Here is a 21643-nt window from a genome sequence, read left to right as displayed (position 1 = left end):
GGATGAAGAGTAGGTCAAATCTAGAAAAAATGATGTACAAAAAGTTTAATTCATGTTTGAAATTTGATGCTTTTAGCAAGTTTTAAATATTAGTCATTGATTATAAATGATTTTAAATATTCGCTATTTGTCGGATAAATGCTTTGTTCTATGGAAAATTTAATATTGTCTTTGGCTGAGCTAAAAAAATATTTAGATATATAGTCGTTAGATTAGCAAATATTTTAGTTAAGTCATCGGCATGACAATGATATTGTACGAATAACAATCAAAATAAATTTTATCTAATTGTTATGGAATATTTTTTAATCAAGCAAGCTGAATACAATTCATGTTAAAATGATCGGCTTTCATTTTAGATCTCTCCCGATCGCCATCTGCCAATCGAGATAAATAACCATGTCTACAGCTTATACTGCTCAGACAGCGCCGACTGCGTTGTTTGATTACGACAAATATTGGGCGTCATGTTTTGAACCTGCACCATTTTTGCCGATGTCACGCGAGGAGATGGACGAACTCGGTTGGGACAGTTGTGATTTTATTTTAGTCTGTGGTGATGCTTATATCGATCATCCATCATTCTGTTCAGGCATTATTGGTCGTACTCTAGAAGCTCAAGGTTTCCGTGTCGGCATTATTGCGCAACCTGATTGGACAAATGCAGATGCGTTCCGTGCATTGGGTAAGCCAAATATTGCATGGGGTGTGACCGCAGGGAATATGGATTCGATGATCAACCGTTATACGGCTGACCGTAAGATCCGTTCAGATGATGCTTATTCTCCAGATAATTTACCAAATAAACGTCCAGACCGTGCAGCGACTGTATATTGTCAGCGTTGCCGTGAAGCATTTCCAGATGTACCTGTATTATTGGGTGGTATCGAAGCATCATTGCGTCGTATCGCACATTATGACTATTGGTCAGACAAAGTTCGTCGTTCTGTATTAATGGATTCTAAAGCCGATTTATTGATGTATGGCAATGGTGAACGTTCAATTGTCGAAGTCATGCATCGTTTGGCGCGCGGTCAAAAAATTCATGAAATTACAGATGTTCGTGGTACTGCGTTTATTATTAATAAAAATAATCGTGCTTCTAAAGCAAAGTTTATTGAAATTGCATCGAACGATGTCGATACCATTGGTCGTGTCGATGCCATCATTAATCCGTATGTAATGACGGAAGATGTGGAAGGTTGCGAGATTGAACAAGGCAAAGATACTGCATCAAAATATCAAGGCTTTATTAAAGACCCTGTTACAAATCCAATTATTCGTGAAGCAGATCATTTAGATGCAGATACGCAAATTGTGCGTTTACAGCCTGCATTATCAAAAGCCATTAAGCATAAATTGCCACCACGTGAACTAGCAGTGATTCGTTTGCCTGCATTTGAAGAAGTGTCGGAAGATCCTGTTTTATATGCACATGCCAACCGTATTCTGCATTTGGAAACCAATCCTGGCAATGCTCGCGCGATGGTACAAAAGCATGGTGAACGTGATGTTTGGTTGAATGCTCCACCTATTCCATTGACCACTGAAGAAATGGATTACGTGTTTGATTTTCCTTATGCACGTCTGCCACACCCATCTTATGGTGAAGCACGTTTCCCTGCATTCGACATGATTAAATTCTCTGTGAATATCATGCGTGGCTGTTTCGGTGGTTGTACATTCTGTTCAATTACGGAACATGAAGGTCGTATTATTCAGAACCGTTCTGAAGATTCGATTTTACGTGAAGTGGAAAAAATTCGTGATACAGCACCAGGCTTTACAGGCATTATTTCGGATTTAGGTGGACCGACTGCGAACATGTACCGTTTGCAGTGTAAAGACCCTGAAATTGAAAAAAATTGTCGTAAACCATCTTGTGTATATCCAGGTGTTTGCCAGAATTTACATACAGATCATGCACCTTTAACACAGTTGTATCGCAAAGCCCGTAGCCTGAAAGGCATTAAAAAAATTCTGATTGGCTCAGGTTTACGTTATGACCTTGCGGTTTTAAACCCTGAATATGTAAAAGAGTTGGTACAGCATCATGTCGGTGGTTATTTAAAAATTGCGCCTGAACATACCGAAAAAGGTCCATTGTCTAAGATGATGAAACCTGGTATTGGTGCGTATGACCGTTTCAAACAAATGTTTGATCGGTATAGTAAAGAAGCAGGCAAAGAACAGTATTTAATTCCGTATTTTATTGCAGCGCATCCGGGTACAACCGAATACGATATGATGAATCTTGCGATTTGGTTGAAAAAGAATGGTTTCCGTGCCGATCAGGTGCAGACGTTCTATCCATCACCAATGGCAACAGCGACGACGATGTATTACACGGGTAAAAATCCGTTGGCAAAAGTGGCACGTTATACTGAAAATGTCGATATTGTAAAAGGCGATAAGCGTCGTCGTATTCACAAAGCATTTTTACGTTACCATGATCCAAATAACTGGCCTTTATTACGTGAAACCCTGAAAGAAATGGGGCGTACAGATTTAATTGGTAACTCGAAACAGCATTTGATTCCAACTTATCAACCTGTGGGTAGTGCGGAAGGGCAGTATCAGTCGGCTCGTAAAAAGAATTCGACTGTTGATGGCGATTCGCAGAAGCGTACAGGCGAACAAGGTAATCGTGCGAAAGCGACTCAAGATCAGTCGTCACGTCCATCGAATACCAAAAAACGTCCTGAGCGTGGTCAGATTTTGACACAACATACAGGCTTACCTCCACGTGAAACAGGTGATAAAAAACCGTTTGGTGGAAATAGCAAAGGCAAATCTAAGCCTAAAAATAGAGCTTAGACTTTATAAATAGTTCTGAAATAATAGAGAAGGATGCGTAAGCGTCCTTTTTTTGCTTTAAATTTATGCAAAAGTTATCTTGATGACTATTTTTAATGGTTATTATTTTTTAAGTTAGAATAAAATAAAGGCTTATGATTTAATGCTACGCTGAGAAGGATTTATTCAAATTCTGATGATTCTCCAATACGCTGTGATCGATAACCTAAAATCGAAACTCAAATTTCAGGTCAAGAAGTGATTATTGAAAAAGTTGAATGACAGTGCAAAAGAGCTAAGTGAATGGCTCTTTTATCCCAAAGAATAAAATAGATGAAATAAGATACAGATCTGTGGATAACTTTTTTAAAATTGTGAATAAAATAATGACTAAAAATCGAACAAATATTGTATAAGTTGTTAGACAATAATACTAAAGTTTTCTTTATTACCGTTGTATTTTAATATGAATATCGGTATAACGATATTTAAAATATATTCATCTATGGGTCATAATAAATGAATAAAATAAAGAAAGTTCAATTAAAAATTAGAAACTAAGAGTTAGATCACATTATTTTTTTGAAATGAAACTATATGTCAAAATTTAAGAGTGTTGTGTTGTGATTCTGAGTGTTTTTTATCGATTAGTTTGAACTACTCTATCGCTTAATATATTAATATTAAGTGTAAACAATAAATGGCTAGAAGCCGAATTATAAAAAAATTATGCAAGGAATGTGGAAATGGACATGATGATTATTGCGAGTACATTGATACTTGCTATCGTTATCGTCGTTGTTTATAGCGGATTGAGACATAAACAACAAGGTGATAGCGCACTGAGACAAAGAGCGGTATTTAACTCAACAGAGCAATTGACTTTTGTACGTCTAAAAGAAATTTTGCCTGAAGCTAATATTTTGGCTCATGTGTCATTTGATGCTTTGCTGACAACCAAATTTCAGCATACGCGTAGTAAATACCAAAAAATGTTTGCAGATTTTGTCATATTAGACAAAGTATGCCGTGTCATAGCAATTGTCGTATTAGACGATCAATCTACGATAAAACGTGTGAATGAAGTGAATTATCAATATGCTTTATTACAATCGGCAGGTTATCGTGTGGTTCGATATACAGATGTACCTGAATATCAACAAATTAGAGAAAGTTTCTTAATGGAATTTTCTGAAATGGTAGAGCCTGATCAAGAGCAGCTCAATGTTTTGGGGAAGCTTGAACTTTACCACGAGCGAGTTTCAAGATTACGCGCTTTTAGTTAAACAATATCGCAAATAAAAAATGCATGCTTCGACATGCATTTTTTATTTTAAAAATATGACTTTTACAATCATACTTTTAAGTATAAACGTTTTGGAAAATACAAATTTTAAGTATTACTCAGGTTTAACTGCAACCACTGTCATTTCGACTAATACATCTGGGCGGTATAACTTTGCTTCTACACATGTACGAGGCAGTGCTTGAATGTCCGAACACCATGCATCCCATACTTCATTCATTGCTGCATAGTCATTTTCAATATCTTTTAGAAAAATCATTACAGACATGATGTGATTTTTATCTGTTCCTGCATCTGCAAGAAAACGGTCAATAATATTTAATGTTTGCTGGGTTTGACCTTTCACATCTAAATCTAAATCTGTTGCTAATTGACCTGCTAAATGGACTAAATTTCCTGAAATTGCAATTTCAGAAAAGCGTTTTTCTACATGCAGACGTTGTACAGCCATGTTATTTCTCTAAAAGTATTCATTCAATAAAGTTTACGTGATCATGAGCAATCTGCAAATCAAGTTTGTGTGTTGTTAGTGAAAGTATCAATCTGAATGAGCATTTTAGCTTGGAAAAGAATCAGGCAATGATATTGGGGGCAAATGATTAAATTACCTAGATTTAAAAATTGAATGTGTGCGCTACGCAATTGATTAAGACAGAATGCGATTGAGCAATATTGTGGGCAAAGTCCTTGCAGTTGTTGTAAGGAGTTGGACAATAACGGATATGTTACATGATTCATTTAAATACCTATTTATATTGGTTATTTTGAAAGCCAAAAATGGATGGCATGGCACCATCCACAAACTCAAGCTTAAAATTGTGGGGGAGGGGTATAAGGTTTGAGTTCACGTTCAGGCTTATTGTTGAGTTGATACCAATCGATATGACGAGTAATGAACATGACGACAGCGAGTATAATGAATGAGATGACTGAACCAATGAGGAATGTTTTTCCTGAAGATTGCAACAGCATGTACATAATGGCGTATAAGCTACTCAGAATGATGCAAAACAATGCAGAAGCTTTGATCCCTTTCATGACATAGTATAAGTAACAAGTCATTAAACCAACGCAAGCAAGCGCTGCAACGATATATGCCAAAGCAAAGGCATAATATTCACTGATCGAGAGTAATAGAACAAAGAAGATGCCTTGCGCCATTGCAACGAGAGCGTATTGGATGGGATGAATTCTTAAAGCTTGCATAACCTCGAAAAGAAAAAAGCAACCAAAGGTAATGATAATAATCACAATCCCGTATTTAATTGCACGATCTGTTTGGGTATAGATATTCGCAGGCTCTAAAAATTCTGTGGTTAATCCACTCTCTATAGGTCTATCATTTTCTATGCGGGCCATTTCAATTGCTGCATCCCGATCAGTCAATAGGCGCATACAGGCATCACTATGACACTGGATCAGGCGATTCATATTTTGATTACCAATCGCAATATTTTTCCATTGCGCTGTAAATAACGCATGACTACTGTCTTTTTTAATAGGTAGGTTTTGCCCACTATATTTGGTATGTTCCCAATTCCCTTGAGCTTGATAAATGATACTGCGACTGGTTGGAATTAAAGTAAATTTGCCTAAGCCTGTTAGGTTCGCATTTAAATTAAAGCTAAAACCATTTTGAATGGCTGTGATTAATTCAGGATATTTTTTTGCGCTTAAGTACATAAAATCAAACCCTGAACTTTCATTTCCTTGTTGGCTTATTTCAAAAGGATATTTTTTATTCAGCATTGTGATGGTTGGTTGTTGGTTCAAACCACGTGGATCATGGACTGGAAAAATGATTTCAGCACGATCCCAGATATAATTTTTATTATCGATTATAGGTTTCTGGAATATACCTTTGGCTGTTAAGTCCGCCTCGTAAGTAACAACACGATAGATGGTTCGCTTATAAAGATCATTTTTTGCTTGAAATTTTGCATTCCATTCCGTACTGTCCGCATTAATGTACATCCAGTTTTCTTCGGTACATGGACTCGCTTTCTTTTGTTCATCTAGGCAGGTTTTTTGCTCCAGATAAGGCACACGAATATAGGGTGAAATAATGGTTTGTGGACTCAATTGAGTTTGTGAAATCTCTTTCTGGAAATCTCGTTGATAGCCCTGACGTTCTGTAACAAGGCTACTAATGAAGAATAAACCAACCCAAAAGATCGCCACGAGTATGAGAATGGTCATAATTTTAAGCGTGAGGAAGTTGGAGCGCATAGCTGTTCCCTGAAGGTTTGTTTTTGTCAAGATTCAGTGTGCGAGAGGGAAATGTATTTTATTTGAGCTAGCTTTGTTTTTTATGTGAAATTTAAGTGAAGTGAATTAAAAGTACAATGATTATTTATAAGTATATTCGTGTGGATGTCACCATTTTATATATGGTTTTTGAATCGTCGTTTTCCTTTTTCAAGGTAATTGAATACTGACCAATACCCCTTGTTGATGTGGTTTAAGTTTTGCCATCTGATCTGTATCAATATTGGCAATCTGAATTTTCCCATGATGCTGTTCAATGACCTGTTTGACGATGCTTAAACCAATGCCAGAACTACGTTGTTGAGTATCTGGTCGTGGTAGGGAAAAATAGGTGTCAAACACCTGATTAAGTGCGAAATCGGGTATACATGTACCTTCATTAAAAATTTGAATTTCAGTCTGATGGTTAGATTTTGAATAGTTTGTTTTTTGATGCAGTGAAATTAGTATTTTTGCCGATTCTGCAGAAAAATCGAGGGCATTATCCACGAGGTTAGACAGGGTTTGCTGTATCCAAAAATGGTCAGCTTGAATCAAGCAGGGGTGTTGTAAATCGAGCAGACATTGGATTTTTTTGTTCTGAATTTGACTCATATGTTGATCCAAAACCTGCTGAATCAATTCAGCCAAATCAAATTGATGTATTTCCAATTGATGCCGTGATTTTTCCAATCGGGTTAGTAACAACATACGGTCAATCAGGCTTCTTAAGCGCTGACTTTGTTGATGGATATGTGTGGCAAATTGTTGTTGATCATCTAACGGTAAATCTTCTTTTAGTAATTCTGCACTGGCTTGAATCGCCGTGAGTGGGCTCTTCAGTTCGTGGGTCAATGTATTGACATAGTGTTCTACATAGGCACGATCTTCAATTTTTTCACGCATAGTTTCAACGGCTTGAGCCACTTGATTCAGTTCTTTTGCCGAGTGGAAATAAGGGGTTTGATTGACTGGTGCAAGCGCCTGTGCATATTTACGCACCCGATCTATACTGTGTTTGAGCCAGTAGGCGACCAAACTTGCTAGAAACAGGCTGAGTAGGGTAATCCAGATAGCCTGTCGGAAGAGTTGATCTTCTGCACGTTGAATATAGGGTTGAACAGAACTATTCGGTTTGCCAATACTGATCACGCCAATCAGTTGTTGCTGCTGATTAATCTGATAAAAAATGGGTGCGGCAATAAACATGGTGCTGCTATTAACATCGTATGGATTGCTACGGGTAGAACGTACGCCATATTTGCCCTGTAAGGTCAGATAAACATCGTTCCATTTGGAATAATCCTGACCTGTTGCTATTCCTTGAGAGTCATAAATCACTGTGCCTTTGGTATTGGTGATGTAAATTTGTTGATTGATTTCTTTTTTATTGTGCTGCCAGATATTGGCATTCATCTTTCGGTTCAGTGCATTCTGAATTTTTTCATCAAATTGTGGCGTAGATACTTTATTTTCATAAACATCTTCAGCGACAAGCATGGCGATAATATTGGCATTTTCCGCAAGGGTATCTTCTACCACCTGACGGACATTAGGTTTGACTTGTTGATTGAAGGTGTAGGACATAAAACAGAGCCCCAACAGGATAATCAGACCGTAGAAAAACCAGATGCGGATAAAGATCGACATTGTATTGCTGCCTTAATCCAATCGTTTCATGCTATAGCCAAAACCACGATGGGTAATAATTGGATCATGCTCAGTCGAGATATATCTGAGTTTTTGTCGTAATCCTTTTATATGGGTATCTACGGTTCGTTCCAGACTATGTTCAGGATGTTCCCAGATATGATCCATCAGTTGTTGACGGCTAAACACTTGTTCAGGATGATCAATCAGCAATTTAAGTAATCGATATTCATAACGGGTCAGTTGTAATGTAGTACCAAAATATTGAATCTGTATGGATTCATCCTGACATTGCCAAGTTTTCGATGTGGTCGCTTTTACATCAACAAATGTTGTTTTATTTTGCTGTTGTAATTGATTTTGGATCTCCATCCTGCGCCAAATGGCTTTAATCCGAGACACGATTTCACGTGAGCTGAAAGGCTTGGTACAGTAGTCATCTGCACCAATTTCCAGTCCGACAATACGGTCAATTTCATCATCCCGAGCTGTTAAAAAGAGCAGAGGAGTTTGGTTGAAATGACGAATTTTTTTACAGACTTCAAAACCGTTTAGATCGGGTAATCCGACATCTAAAATAATAAAATCAAAAGTTTGTTGTTCTACCATAGCAATGGCTTGAGTGCCTGTATTTGCCCAACTGACCACCCAGTCTTCACGTTCAAGGGCGTAGCGTAGCGGCATGAGTATGGCGGCATCATCTTCTACGCAGAGAATTTGTTTTTTATTATGCATCGGTGTTAGCTGTGTAAATGTTCAATTCGAGTGTAATCAAATTGCAGTAACTAGGCGAATGAATTTTAGGTGAAGTTTGTGTGATTTTGAATTGCAGCGGTGCTTGAAGTGTGGGAATACCCTTTTATTGTTCTAAGCGCCCTGTAATCTTCGGATTTGATCGTCACGCCAATCACAGGACAATATGCTGAAAGTAAAGATGATTTTCAGCAGATCTACATGACATGGGTAAATGTCTGCGGAAGTTAGATTACGCTATTTTTTAACCAAAATGGTAAGTATTTAGTCTAACGATGTTCTTTTGATTAAAAAATAGTCTCTATTGTTGATGTAGAAGTCATCATTTTATTTACCACAATGATAGTTGAGATTCATCCTGTTGTTCGGTTAGTTGATATAGTCCAACTCCAATTAAACGGAATTGATAATGTTCAGGAATCTGCATTTCATTCAGTAATATCTGCATGACCTGAGTCATGTCCTGTTGTGAGTTGAGAGCTTGTTTGAAGCTTTTACTGTGTTGTAAAACTTGAAAATTTTTAAGTTTCAGTTTGACGGTAACACCGCGTGCCTGCATTTGTTTTTTTTCTAGACTGAGCCAGACACGTTCAATTAACTGATCCCAATAAGGAGAACATTGTTCGAGAGTGAGATCATCATCAAAGGTAATTTCTTTGGAAATTTGTTGTCGTTGTTTTTCTGACTGCACAGGACGATCATCGATCCCTTGTGCATATAAAAATAATTGCTTACCGTATTTACCAAAGTGGTGAATCAGCACATTTTCATCAATCTGTTGTAAATCACCCAGAGTTTCCAGTTGCAGCGTTTTGAGTTTTTCCTGCGTGACTTTGCCCACACCTGGAATTTTTTTTAGTGGTAAATCTTGAATAAAATGTTGCACTTGTTTGGGTTTGATAATGCAAATACCATTCGGTTTATTCCAATCTGAAGCGATTTTGGCAAGAAATTTATTCGGTGCAACACCTGCCGAAGCGGTCAGTCCTGTGACTTTGAAAATATCTGTACGAATCCGTTCTGCTACTTCAGTTGCACTTGGAATATCTTGTAAATTTTCCGTGACATCAAGAAAGGCTTCATCCAAAGACAATGGCTCAATTAGATGGGTATATTTTTGAAATACTTGATGAATCTGTTGTGATACATCACGATATTTTTCAAAATTAGGTTCGATCACCACCACTTGTGGGCAAAGTTTTTTGGCTTGTGTCATCGACATCGCAGAACGTAGACCAAACTTTCGGGCAGGGTATGAAGCCGCAGCAATCACCGCCCGTGGATGGTGTGAGGAAATCACCACAGGTAAGTTTTGCAAGTCAGGTCGCTCACGTAGTTCTACAGATGCAAAAAATGCGTCCATATCGATGTGGATGATTTTTCTCATGAATCACACAGTATTAAACGCTATATCTGTATTCTAACGTAATCCTTCCTCAGTGGATGCGGATTAAAAATTATTGAATGGGATAGGCGACAGGTTGTGTCAAAAGCTGTACTTGAGCATGATGCTTTTCCGCATAATCAATCAAATTTTGCATACTTTTAGATGTGTTGTCTGCCACATAAGGTAAAAAATCCAATGGCTGATTCAGTGGTAACGGTTCCCAGAAGTTATCCCAATGAATCGGAATCACCACCTTTGGTTTGACTGTGGCAATGGTTTGCTCTAAGTATTGTTGTTGATATTCAGGGCTTTGCCTTGAAAGCTGTGCAATACCTAAAAATAAGGTATCGACTTTAATACCTTTCAATTGATTTGGAACAATGCCTGTACTCGCTTTGACCAATATTTTTTGTTTGGCATGTTCTATCAAGTAATCAAAACTATGACCTTCTTTAAACTCAGAAAATCGTGCAGGTTGTTGCAGCGGATGAGTGATAATTTCGCCCAGATCATTATTGACCGCAGTGGGTGGAGTGTGTTGTGAGGGAATTGATGTAACTTTAAATTCACCAAACTGCATACTTTGCATGGGTTGAATTAGTTGTAATTGTGCCTCTGCAACTTTTCCGCCACGGGCTATATTGAGCGAACTTTCTGAGCCGATAATTTTGACAGGTTGTTGTATGCCTAATTCTGCAATATCTAAGGCGTGGTCATAGTGCGAATGCGAAGTAAATACAGCATTTAAGCGCTTTAAATCATAATCCTGAATGATTTGTGCAATCAGTTTTGGGTCACTGTGTACAGGTTTAAACAGTATTTGTGATAATGATGGTCGAGTAAAAAATCCATCAATTAAAATCTGCGTTTTACCATCATCAAATAACAGAGTAGAAACACCAAAAAATCTAACAGTTAGTTGATTTGGCAGCACTTTTTGATTTTCTAAGTTTTGTTGTTTGTGATCGGGTTGATAAATCCATTTCTGGAAATCCTGTACATGCCCAGAGGGTTGCAATAGAAAAGTCACAACAGCAATGATGAGAAAAATAATGACAGTGATTGAAATGGTGAATATTTTCTTTAAGTTCATGACAGATCCATCGCTTGTTGGTTGTATCTCTATGCACATGTAGAGGTTTTATTGTTTTATCCGAAGTCGCCATTTTCAATTATAGACGATTCTTTTCTAGAAACTTCCTCCACTCTTCTTCATTGCCATGAAATACATTTAAATCCACAGCTTTGGTAATCCCTTGGATTGAACCCTGACTGGTTTTTTGCCAGAACGTCCAAGGGCGTTTGTCTTTTAAATCGGGTGATTCTTTATATTCACGAATCCAAATGGGGGTGCTTTTAAACTCACCTGTTAAAACAATATTATAGAAACTTTTAGAGGTATAAAAAATAGGCTGTTTGCCATAATGTTTTTGTAGTTGATTATGCATTACCCGAATTTCTTTGAGTAATTTATCTTTGGTCGTGTTGTTGATGCAGTTACTATCGTATTCCAAATCCATAACAGGCGGCAGCGCATTGGCTTTATTTGGGACAGTATTTATAAAATTTTGTGCCTGAATTGTGCCATCACGACACAGTCTAAAGAAATGATATGCCCCAACACGCATCCCGTTTTCACGTGCTTCGAGCCAATAATCCTGAAATTTAGTGTCCTTAAAATCACCGCCTTCTGTGGCTTTTAAATAGACAAATTGGTATTGCTGAGGGGAAATTTTTTTCCAGTCAATCTCACCTTGGTGATGGGAAACATCAAAACCTTGGATTGGGTAGCTTTCTGCGGATGCAGGATTTTGATGAAAGACACTAAGATAGGTCACAATGGCAATACATAGCGCAGTCATTGCAAAAGCCGAGCTATAGCAGAGCAGCTGTTTTTGTTTTTTGGCTGATTTTTTTTGCATATTGATTCTGAATTTCAGGATGCTTTAGTTTAGCGTGATCTGCTCAGCAAAACTATGTCCACGTTTATTAGCTTACATCCTGAAATAATTTAAATCTCTCGATCTTTCGGAATCTGATAAAAAATAAAAGCAGTGATGATGTTAATTGCTCCTAAACACAGCAGCGTGGTATGAAAAGCTTGAGTGATATTTTCATCACCATAATAGTCTGTAAAAATATTGAGCAAAGTTCCAGCCATTGCAATACCAATACTTACCGACAACATCATAATCATAGATAGGAAACTATTGCCGCTGCTTGCATCCTGCTGTGGTAAGTCTTTTAACGTCAGCGTATTCATAGTCACAAACTGTAATGAATTGAGTGTGCCGAAAATAAAGAAATGCAAGGCTCTGAGCCAGATGGGCGTGTCCGCCGTGGTTAGGGCAAAACTCGCAATACATGCGCCAACAAGTATGGTATTAATTAACAAAAAACGACGATAACCAACCCGTGAAATAATGGGACGGATAATTGGTTTGGAAAATAAGGAACCTAATACGACAGGTGTCATCATGATACCTGTCATGAATGGTTCCATTTTAAATGCCACCTGTAACATTAAAGGTAGAATAAAAGGAATTGCATTACTGCCAAAACGGGCAAAAAAATTGCCTAAAATACCAATCGCATAAATTTTATTTTTAAATAAGGTACTACGAAATAATGCATTTTTATGGTTATGTGCATGGTAAGCATAGGTGAGTGCGGCAATCAGTCCTGCAGAAAATAATCCAATGCTTAAATTTTGAGAGACTTCAGGATTGGCGATATTTTCAATACCCAGTGCCATTCCAACCATCGCAATGACCAGTAAAATAAAGCCGCTTAAGTCAAAGCTTTTTACAGAAGCTTCTGTGGTGTTTGGCATGGCTTTAAATGTCACGATGATGCCCAAAATACCCATAGGTAAATTGATCAAAAAAATCCAATGCCATGAAGCATATTCGACTAACCATCCACCGAGTATAGGCCCCATTAAAGGACCGAGTAATCCTGCAAGGCTCATCATACTCATGGCAGAGAGGAACTGCTCTCGTGGAATCAGCCGTAGCATTGCCAAACGTCCAACAGGTAACAATAAAGCACCACCTATGCCTTGAATAACTCTGAATACAATTAAGCTATTAAAGTTATGCGATAAGGCACATCCCAAAGAAGCAAGTGTAAAAATAACAATCGCTATAAAGAAAATATTACGCACACCAAAACGGTCTGCCAACCAACCACTTAACGGAATACAGGCAGCCACTGACAATACATAGCTAATCACCACGCCATGCATTCGTAAGGGATCTTCTTGTAAACTTTCAGCCATAGCAGGGAGTGCAGTATTGATAATTGTGGTATCTAAACCCTGCATGAAAAAGCCAATCGAGACTAAAAAGACCAAAAGCCGGAATTCAGGCTGTAATTTTTTATGTACGGGCGTAACAGTCATATTGTTTTGCTGATTGGAATTAAATGTGAGCCTGTACAGCAGTTTAAAGCAAAGTCTTGGTGAATGATGTTGAAAATCGTGAAAAATTTAGATTTCAGAGTGACTGATTTTAAGAGATATTTTAAATTTTGCAGTGAATTGACTGCACTTAAGGGTTGTAAAACATGCAAAGTGGAATAATATCGCACACTTTATCAAATTAAAGACTGTTTTATGCGTCCAAATTGGGTGGTGTACAGATGAGCATTGATATATTAATGATTATTGGCTTCTGTTTAGCTGCATATTCTATAGTCGGAAATGATGTTCCTCAAACTTTGGGGACATTCATCTCATCGAATGCACACAGACCTTGGTGGATGCTATGGCTTTATACCAGTACCATTCTAACTGTGGTATTGCTATATGGATGGTGGGTTTCAGGAATTGGCGATGCTTCCTATGGACGTTTAGAAACCATTCCATTTCCGAAAGAAGGAATGACTTGGCTTTATGTAATTCCACCTTTAATTCTTTTATTTTTAACAAGATTTGGCATTCCTGTTAGTACCACATTCTTAGTGTTGACGATTTTTTCCCCAAGCAGCTTAAGTGGTATGCTGACTAAATCGATTATGGGTTATGTCGTTGCTTTTATTGTCGCGATTATTATTTATCGCTTTGTAGTGAAAAAAGTCACGATTTATTTCAGTCAAACACGTCATGAACCTACACCTAAAACTTGGATTGCAATTCAATGGGTTGCAACAGGATTTTTATGGAGTCAGTGGCTGATTCAAGACCTAGCCAATATTTTCGTTTATGTACCACGTGTTGTACCATTTTGGTTCATGTTATTTGCCATCGCTATATTTGTCATTCTTTTAGGTGTCGTTTTCTACCAACGTGGTGGCGCAATCCAAAACATTATTGACACTAAAACTGGGGTGCAAGATGTTCGTTCTGCAACGATTATCGATTTTATGTACGCCATTATTTTATTGGTATTTAAAGAGTTAAGTAATATTCCAATGAGTACCACTTGGGTGTTCTTAGGCTTACTCGCAGGTCGTGAATTTGCAATGGCAATGCATTTAGAAGGAGTGGGTAAACGCTTAACATCTCGTAATGTCAGTAAAGATGCGATGAAATTGATGCTTGGTTTAGTGGTCAGTATCCTTTTGGCAACTGTATTGCCGTGGTTATATTATTGGATTGAGGGTTAAGCACACAGTACATAATCAATTGGGTCATATTGAACCATAGCTTGAATGTGCATGATTTACGGATGCGTCATAGAAAACTTTAAAATGAATTTTAAATTATGTTAATTTAGTTGCTATGAATAAGTAGAAAGAATAAAGGGATTCGTATGATCGTTGGTAAAATTTTAATTGGCTTAATCGCCTTTTTACACATCTATTTTCTTATTTTAGAAATGTTCCTGTGGGATAAACCTATGGGTCTGAAAGCTTTTGGAAATAGCTTAGAAAAAGCTAAATTAACCAAAGTTTTAGCGCAAAATCAGGGTTTGTATAATGGTTTTCTTGCAGTAGGACTCATTTGGTCATTGTGTGCCGCAGCGCCATTTGCTATTCAACTTGCCAATTTCTTTTTAGGCTGTGTATTGGTTGCAGGTGTTTATGGTGCAATGACTGCCAGTAAAAAGATTTTATATATTCAGGCATTACCTGCATTAGTTGCATTGATTGTTGTCAATTTAACGCCTTAAAAATTTAAACGATGACCTGACTTTAAAGTAATATATCTGATAAAAAACGCTCTACATCATCAACAGTGATGGAAAGCGGTTTTTTTAATCCTATCTTTTTATTTTATATACTGTTAATCCAATCCTAACCACTGTCTTTGGTTATACGCACCATCCCAGAATAACCATTCCAGTTCAGCACCTTTGGTATATGCTTTGTGCATTTTCTCAAGCGTATCGGCATCACAACGTTCTGCAATACGGTCAATCGTTGCTAAAACATTTTTCACTGCTTGATTAAATTCTTCACCTGAATAGGTATCTACCCAAGCTTGATACGGGTTATTTTCAACCGATTTACTCACAATATCTTTACCAACTTCTGCATAAATCCAAAAGCAAGGCAGTAAAGACGCCAGTACCACAGGGTAACTTTCAGACCATGCGGTTGCCGTTAAAAATGAGGTGTAGTGATGACAAGCCAGTGTTAGTGGTGTATTTTCAAAATCAGCTTTGCCTATGCCAAAATTCTGCATAAAACCATCATGTAAAGTCCGTTCGACGACAATCGCTTCTTTAGCACCTTGAGTAAACTGGATAATATCATCGGCATCGAACGCTTTCGCACCGCATACAGCTAAAGCACGTCCATACGCTACCAAATAATGTGCATCTTGAATGACATAATGACAAAAGACTTCTTTGCTGAGAGTTCCACTTGCAAGTTCTTGGTTAAATGGTAATGCCAATGTTTTTTGATATAAAGCCAGATTGCGTTGCCAAACGTCCTGAGAAAAACTCATTTTAAAATCCTAAAAATAACTGCTTATTTATGAAATATTAACAAACTCTAATCATTGGACTATAACAAAGTTCAACTTTAAAGGAATCATATCCTGATTGAATCGTACTGATTCTTCAAAAAATCATATGAAGTATTTGGGCAGAATGTAAAAAAGTGGTCATAATTACTGACATCAATACTTAAGATTATCTCAAGTTATTTCCGATTTTTTTCTAAAATTTCCAAGGTCGATTTGTCATGATGAAACATTTTGGTTTCTCAATTATCTTTACAATCGTGTGTTTAGCGATTTCTGCATATTGGGGACTGAATCACGGTCCAAATGCTGGCATACAAGCAATGATCACAGCATTGAGCATTACAGCAATTCTTGCAGTGATGGAAGTGTCACTATCTTTTGATAATGCGGTTGTTAATGCTTCGGTACTGCGTAATTGGGATCCTTTTTGGAAAATGATCTTCTTAACCGTAGGTATCCTTGTTGCTGTATTTGGGATGCGTTTAATTTTCCCAATCGTCATTGTCGCCGTGACAGCCGATATGGGCATGATCGACGTTGTGAAGATGGCACTGAACGATCCAAAAAATTATTCAGATCGACTCATTGCCCATCATGCTGAAATCGCAGCTTTTGGTGGAGCTTTCTTATTATTGGTTTTCTTAAACTTTTTCCTCGATGATGGTAAAGACACACACTGGTTTAAATGGTTAGAGCGCCGTTTAACTAACCTTGCCAATGTTCCTGCAATGTCGGTATTTATTGCACTGGTTGCATTATTAATCATGGCTGCAAATGTTGAAGAATCGAAAAAAATGATTGTAATGATGGCAGGCATTTGGGGCATCGTGGTTTATATTGGTGTTCAAGTACTCAGCCATTTACTCGGCGGCGAACCAGAAGTAGATGAAAATGGTAATGCTGTTGGTCATGATGCCAATGGCGCACCGACGGGGATAATCAAAGCAGGTATTGGCGGTTTTATTTATCTTGAAGTTTTAGATGCATCTTTTAGTTTTGATGGTGTGATTGGTGCATTTGCGATTACTTCCGATGTTGTGATTATTATGCTCGGCCTAGCGATTGGTGCCATGTTTGTCCGTTCCATGACTATTTATTTAGTGGATAAAGGAACTTTAGAAGCTTTTATCTACCTTGAGCACGGTGCGCATTATGCGATTGGTGCATTAGCATTCATCATGCTGGTGAGTGGAACAGGTGTGCATGTTCCAGAACTGGTGACAGGTTTAATTGGTGTCGCACTGATTGTTTGGGCAGTTTTTGCATCTATTCGATATAATAAATACATAGAAAAATCCAGTTAAAAAATGGGCTTAATCGTTTTTTAAGAAAAGCGATTATAATCAGGGATGCAGAATGGCATCCCTTTTTTATGGAATATCCAATTCCAACTCACCACAAAGACGCGTCAATATGCGATGATGTGTAGAGAATGTAATCCGCTTGAATTTAAAAGTTTATAAATATGATGAATGCTTTAGAACGTCGCTCAACCATTGCTTTAAGCAGTATATTTGCCTTACGCATGTTGGGGCTGTTCATGATCATTCCTGTGTTTGCTGTAGCAGGACAGTCATATCAATATGCTACGCCAGCACTCATTGGTCTTGCCGTTGGGGTGTATGGATTAAGCCAAGCCTTATTACAAATCCCTTTTAGCCTGTGGGCAGACCGATTTCATCGTAAACCTTTAATTGTATTTGGCTTGCTGCTATTTGCATTGGGTGGCGCAGTCGCAGCGATGTCGGAAACGATTTATGGTGTCATTATTGGTCGTGCTATTGCAGGTGCAGGTGCAGTTTCTGCTGTAGTAATGGCTTTACTTGCCGATGTCACGCGTGAAGAAAACCGTACTAAAGCTATGGCAACCATGGGCATGAGTATAGGATTATCCTTCGTCGTCGCATTTAGTGTAGGTCCTTGGTTAACCACATTTGTCGGTATTTCTGGATTATTTTGGGTAACAACGATCATGGGGATGCTCGCCATTCTCATGTTATTTATGGTACCTAAAACCACACGACATCATAAAAACTATAAACAAGGCTATTTAGTTCAGTTGAAACAAGTCTTGAAAATGGCTGATCTGAATCGTTTACATGTTTCAGTATTTTCATTACACCTATTATTAACTGCGATGTTTATTTATATTCCTTCGCAATTGATTGAATTTGCAGGAATACCACTTTCAAAACATGGGATTGTTTATCTGCCATTATTGGTGATTAGTCTATTTTTTGCATTTCCAAGTATTATCCTTGCCGAAAAATACCGCAAAATGCGCAGTATTTTCCTCGTCGCAATTACTGGGGTTATTGCAGGGCTTATTATTCTGATCTTTGGTTATGAGTCTAAATACATCTTATTGTTAGGATTAGGATTATTCTTCATTGCGTTTAATGTGATGGAAGCTTTATTACCATCGTGGCTATCGAAAGCAGCACCAATTCAATCTAAAGCAACAGCAATGGGTGTTAATGCCAGTGCTCAATTTTTAGGTGCATTTTGTGGTGGAACGCTCGGCGGTCAACTGATTTTACTCAATAATACAGCAATGGGTTGGAGTGTTTTATCCGCAATTGCTATAATTTGGCTGCTCATTAGTTTTGGGTTGGCGCAACCACACTATTTAACATCAATTGTATTGCGATTACCTGAGAATAAACAAACCGATGATTGGACTTCTCAGTTATTAGCGATTCATGGTATTGAAGAAGTCGTGGTGATGTCTGACCAACAAGTTGCATATATAAAAGTCGATAAACAGCAATTAGATGATGCTGGGCGACAACATTTAACGCACTTGTTTGGTAAAGAGGTAGCCATTTAAACATAACTCTTATAAAGTAAAACATAGAATTGAATAGGAAGATAAAGTCAGATGCGCGGTGTAAATAAAGTAATTTTAGTTGGTACTTTAGGTAAAGATCCTGAGACTAAAACTTTCCCAAATGGGGGGTCTCTCACTCAATTTTCAATTGCGACAAGTGAATCTTGGACTGATAAAAATACGGGCGAAAGAAAAGAACAAACAGAATGGCACCGTATTGTGTTACATAACCGTTTAGGTGAAATTGCACAGCAATATTTACGTAAAGGCTCGAAAGTGTATATCGAGGGTTCTTTACGTACGCGCCAATGGACTGACCAAAATGGTCAAGAGCGTTACACGACTGAAATCCGTGGCGAACAAATGCAAATGCTTGATAGTAATCGCCAACAAGGCGGTGAAAATGCTGGAGAAAACGGTGGTTTTAATCAACCACGTTTTAACAATAACCAACAAGGTGGTAATAATAACCAAGGCGGCGGTTATGGTAATCAGGGCGGTAACCAAGGTGGTTACAATCAAGGTAACCAAGCAAATCAAGGTGGTTATGGCAATGGCGGAAATAGTGTAAACCAAGGTTTCCAATCGCCTAAACCTACTGCAGCCCCTACCTCTGCGCCAACTGCTGCACCTGCGGACTTGGATGATGACTTACCGTTTTAGTACACCCTAGAGACTATATTTTGTAAAGTTTATCAAATATTCTTTATTTAACATGCTCTTATAAATAAAATTTACAGATACTAGAAATAGTTCTGTAAATTTTTTTACTTATAATTTATTATATTTAATACTTAGATATTTTGTTAAATCTAACTATGATGTCTGTTAAAGGGCTTTTTTGCACAAACTTATTGTTCAAGGCTTGTGCAGCAATATAATCCTCAGATGAATAAACCTACACCTAAAATTTATTGTACAACCAATTGGCTGACATACAACCGAGCATTAATAAATCGTGGAAATATCTCGGTTTGGTTTGATCCTACAACCCAATGGTAGGCTCAGCCACAAGGCAAACATGGTCGAAATCAAACCTATTCGGATATAGTGATTCAATACTGTTTGATGATCAAATCTCTATTTCGACTTTCTTTACGTATGGTCACAGGTTTGAGCCTCATTAGGTTATGTGGTTTGACTTGGACAGCGCCAGATTACTCTACGCTTTGTAGAAGGCAAAAGCATATTGATATTCAAATTAGCTATCAGACAAGTAATGATGGACTACATCTATTTGTCGACTCAACTGGCTTGAAGTTTTTAGGTGAAGGTGAATGGAAACGCAAGAAACATCAGCCTGAATATCGTCGTCAATGGTGTAAACTACATATTGGTATAGATGCTAAAACCTGAAAATACGTGCTATTCAGCTTAAAACCAATATAATGTCAGTGATTCACAAGTCCTCGGTGATTTACTCGAACAGATTCCACAAGATGAGCAGATTGACTCCGTTTATACTGATGGTGCTTATGACACCAAAAAATGCCGTCAGGTCATTGCAGATCGGCAAGCCCTTGCAGTGATTCCACCAAGGAAAAATGCTAAGCCTTGGAAAGATGCAAAGACTAGTTCGCTAGAGCGAAATGAATTACTTCGAACAGTTAAACGTTTAGGCAGCACACTATGGAAAAAATGGTCAGGCTAACATCGGCGAAGTTTGGTTGAAACTAAGATGCCTTGCATCCAGTTGTGAGGCGATAGACTCAGTGCTAGGAATTTTGACAGTCAAGTCAACGAGATTCATGCACGTATGGCAGTCCTCAACAGATTTACGAAATAGGCCGACCTCATACCCGAGTTATGTCTTAAATTTGAGTTGCTTGGGAAGTATTAACTCTTTAATCTTTGTGCAACAAAGCCATAGAGAATTATGATGAGTTCTAATGAAATTATATTGGGTTATTTAAATAAAAGATTGGAAGAAGAAGTAGATATCTCTACTTTAGGAAGTATTGATCTTTTCTTTTGGGGTGATGATAAAGATGTAAATTTATATCTGGACAATATATTAACACATAGTGCTTTAGCTTTTCATTTGAAAGATGGAAGCTTTGTCTATAAAAAAATAATTGTTATTAATGCAGATTCTGAATTGGAAAAATCTTTATTTGATAAGTATTTAAATGTGATTGATTTGGTTTTTTTATCTACAAAAAACTATGAGGTTAAAGAGCTTGAAGATATTGCTAATGCTAATGAGTATGCTTATATAATTGTTTTTAATATCGAAAGATACGTGAATCTAAATAACGATGTAAGAGCTATTGCAGCATTAAATAATAGGGTTTTAAATAAATTTGAAATACCTTATTTTAATGTGGTAAATAATATTTTGTATATGGAGGATAAAGTAAATAATAATTTCATTCTATTTGATAGTCAGCTTTATCTTGTTGAATTAGATTTTTTAGAGCCTCTATTCAATGTGGATAAATTATGTATTCAAGGTTTTAGTAATTCATTGGTTGAGGGTCAGATTAAAATTAATGAAAGACTTAAAAGAATGATTGAGGAAAAATTAATTTTTGAAGCAATTGAATATATAGATAATATAGAGCCATACTACAATAAGGATTTTTTAAAACTACAAGTATATTCGGAATTAACAGGTGAAAATAATTTCTTTTATAAAGAAATTGGTGAATTATTTGAAAGAGGGCAGAGTAAAACTTGAAGTGCGACATAAACCACCTAATTAATTTAAAGGGTTTATGGAGTATATAAAATTGTCATACCATCATCTTAACTTTG

Annotated in this window: 18 protein-coding genes and 1 pseudogene; 9 read left to right on the top strand and 10 right to left on the bottom strand. The window is 37.3% G+C overall.

Annotated features, from left to right (window positions below; translation table 11 throughout):
* Positions 1 to 399 precede the first annotated feature (399 nt).
* Positions 400 to 2817 carry a YgiQ family radical SAM protein gene (locus tag ACG94X_RS16150; RefSeq protein ID WP_419384714.1) on the top strand — a complete coding sequence of 806 codons (2418 nt, stop codon included), beginning with the start codon at positions 400 to 402 and terminating at the stop codon, positions 2815 to 2817.
* A gap of 725 nt (positions 2818 to 3542) precedes the next feature.
* Positions 3543 to 4082 (top strand): DUF2726 domain-containing protein, encoded by a 540-nt coding sequence (locus ACG94X_RS16145; RefSeq protein WP_419384713.1) that lies wholly within the window; start codon positions 3543 to 3545, stop codon positions 4080 to 4082.
* A 114-nt stretch (positions 4083 to 4196) separates the two neighbouring features.
* On the opposite strand, the gene ACG94X_RS16140 is transcribed toward ACG94X_RS16145, so the two are convergent.
* From ACG94X_RS16140 to mdtD, 9 genes are all read right to left on the bottom strand, one after another.
* The gene (locus tag ACG94X_RS16140) at positions 4197 to 4553 is read right to left on the bottom strand and encodes a RidA family protein (protein ID WP_419384712.1); all 357 of its coding nucleotides are present in this window, start codon (positions 4551 to 4553) and stop codon (positions 4197 to 4199) included.
* 59 nt (positions 4554 to 4612) lie between these two features.
* On the bottom strand, positions 4613 to 4840 hold the full coding sequence (locus tag ACG94X_RS16135) for a hypothetical protein (RefSeq protein ID WP_419384711.1): 228 nt from the start codon (positions 4838 to 4840) through the stop codon (positions 4613 to 4615).
* A gap of 72 nt (positions 4841 to 4912) precedes the next feature.
* The gene (gene creD, locus ACG94X_RS16130) at positions 4913 to 6331 is read right to left on the bottom strand and encodes a cell envelope integrity protein CreD (protein WP_419384710.1); all 1419 of its coding nucleotides are present in this window, start codon (positions 6329 to 6331) and stop codon (positions 4913 to 4915) included.
* Positions 6332 to 6520: 189 nt separating this feature from the next.
* Entirely contained in the window at positions 6521 to 7999 is a 1479-nt protein-coding gene (gene creC / locus ACG94X_RS16125; RefSeq protein ID WP_419384709.1) for a two-component system sensor histidine kinase CreC, read from the bottom strand.
* 12 nt (positions 8000 to 8011) lie between these two features.
* Complete coding sequence (gene creB / locus ACG94X_RS16120) at positions 8012 to 8734, bottom strand: two-component system response regulator CreB (RefSeq protein ID WP_419384708.1); 723 nt, start codon at positions 8732 to 8734, stop codon at positions 8012 to 8014.
* Between the two features lie 349 nt (positions 8735 to 9083).
* Positions 9084 to 10139, bottom strand: a complete 1056-nt coding sequence (gene dinB, locus ACG94X_RS16115; RefSeq protein ID WP_419384707.1) for a DNA polymerase IV — start codon at positions 10137 to 10139, stop codon at positions 9084 to 9086.
* Between the two features lie 70 nt (positions 10140 to 10209).
* Positions 10210 to 11232, bottom strand: coding sequence for an MBL fold metallo-hydrolase (locus tag ACG94X_RS16110; RefSeq protein WP_419384706.1), 1023 nt, complete (start codon positions 11230 to 11232; stop codon positions 10210 to 10212).
* Positions 11233 to 11311: 79 nt separating this feature from the next.
* Positions 11312 to 12061: a glycoside hydrolase family 25 protein gene (locus ACG94X_RS16105; RefSeq protein WP_419384705.1), complete on the bottom strand. Its 750-nt coding sequence runs from the start codon at positions 12059 to 12061 to the stop codon at positions 11312 to 11314.
* A gap of 89 nt (positions 12062 to 12150) precedes the next feature.
* Entirely contained in the window at positions 12151 to 13542 is a 1392-nt protein-coding gene (mdtD, locus tag ACG94X_RS16100) for a multidrug transporter subunit MdtD (RefSeq protein WP_419384704.1), read from the bottom strand.
* Positions 13543 to 13781: 239 nt separating this feature from the next.
* Between mdtD and ACG94X_RS16095 the strand changes: the two genes are divergently transcribed.
* Both ACG94X_RS16095 and ACG94X_RS16090 read left to right on the top strand, forming a co-directional pair.
* Positions 13782 to 14747, top strand: a complete 966-nt coding sequence (locus ACG94X_RS16095) for a hypothetical protein (protein WP_419384703.1) — start codon at positions 13782 to 13784, stop codon at positions 14745 to 14747.
* Positions 14748 to 14896: 149 nt separating this feature from the next.
* Entirely contained in the window at positions 14897 to 15253 is a 357-nt protein-coding gene (locus ACG94X_RS16090) for a DUF1304 domain-containing protein (protein WP_419384723.1), read from the top strand.
* A gap of 113 nt (positions 15254 to 15366) precedes the next feature.
* Here the strand turns inward: ACG94X_RS16090 and tenA are convergent, their stop codons facing one another.
* Positions 15367 to 16035 (bottom strand): thiaminase II, encoded by a 669-nt coding sequence (gene tenA, locus ACG94X_RS16085; RefSeq protein WP_419384702.1) that lies wholly within the window; start codon positions 16033 to 16035, stop codon positions 15367 to 15369.
* A gap of 239 nt (positions 16036 to 16274) precedes the next feature.
* On the opposite strand from tenA, the gene ACG94X_RS16080 reads away from it, so the two are divergent.
* The 5 genes and pseudogenes from ACG94X_RS16080 to ACG94X_RS16060 all read left to right on the top strand — a co-directional run bounded on the left by ACG94X_RS16080 (position 16275) and on the right by ACG94X_RS16060 (position 21566).
* On the top strand, positions 16275 to 17360 hold the full coding sequence (locus tag ACG94X_RS16080; RefSeq protein WP_419384701.1) for a DUF475 domain-containing protein: 1086 nt from the start codon (positions 16275 to 16277) through the stop codon (positions 17358 to 17360).
* A gap of 161 nt (positions 17361 to 17521) precedes the next feature.
* The gene (locus ACG94X_RS16075) at positions 17522 to 18886 is read left to right on the top strand and encodes an MFS transporter (protein WP_419384700.1); all 1365 of its coding nucleotides are present in this window, start codon (positions 17522 to 17524) and stop codon (positions 18884 to 18886) included.
* A gap of 51 nt (positions 18887 to 18937) precedes the next feature.
* Positions 18938 to 19549 carry a single-stranded DNA-binding protein gene (gene ssb, locus ACG94X_RS16070; RefSeq protein ID WP_419384699.1) on the top strand — a complete coding sequence of 204 codons (612 nt, stop codon included), beginning with the start codon at positions 18938 to 18940 and terminating at the stop codon, positions 19547 to 19549.
* Between the two features lie 225 nt (positions 19550 to 19774).
* Positions 19775 to 20701 (top strand): annotated as a pseudogene (locus ACG94X_RS16065) (IS5 family transposase).
* 64 nt (positions 20702 to 20765) lie between these two features.
* Complete coding sequence (locus ACG94X_RS16060) at positions 20766 to 21566, top strand: hypothetical protein (protein ID WP_419384698.1); 801 nt, start codon at positions 20766 to 20768, stop codon at positions 21564 to 21566.
* The last annotated feature ends 77 nt before the right edge of the window (positions 21567 to 21643 follow it).

Source organism: Acinetobacter psychrotolerans (assembly GCF_048552595.1).
Classification (GTDB): Bacteria; Pseudomonadota; Gammaproteobacteria; order Pseudomonadales; family Moraxellaceae; genus Acinetobacter.
This window is presented reverse-complemented; position numbering and strand designations above follow the sequence as displayed.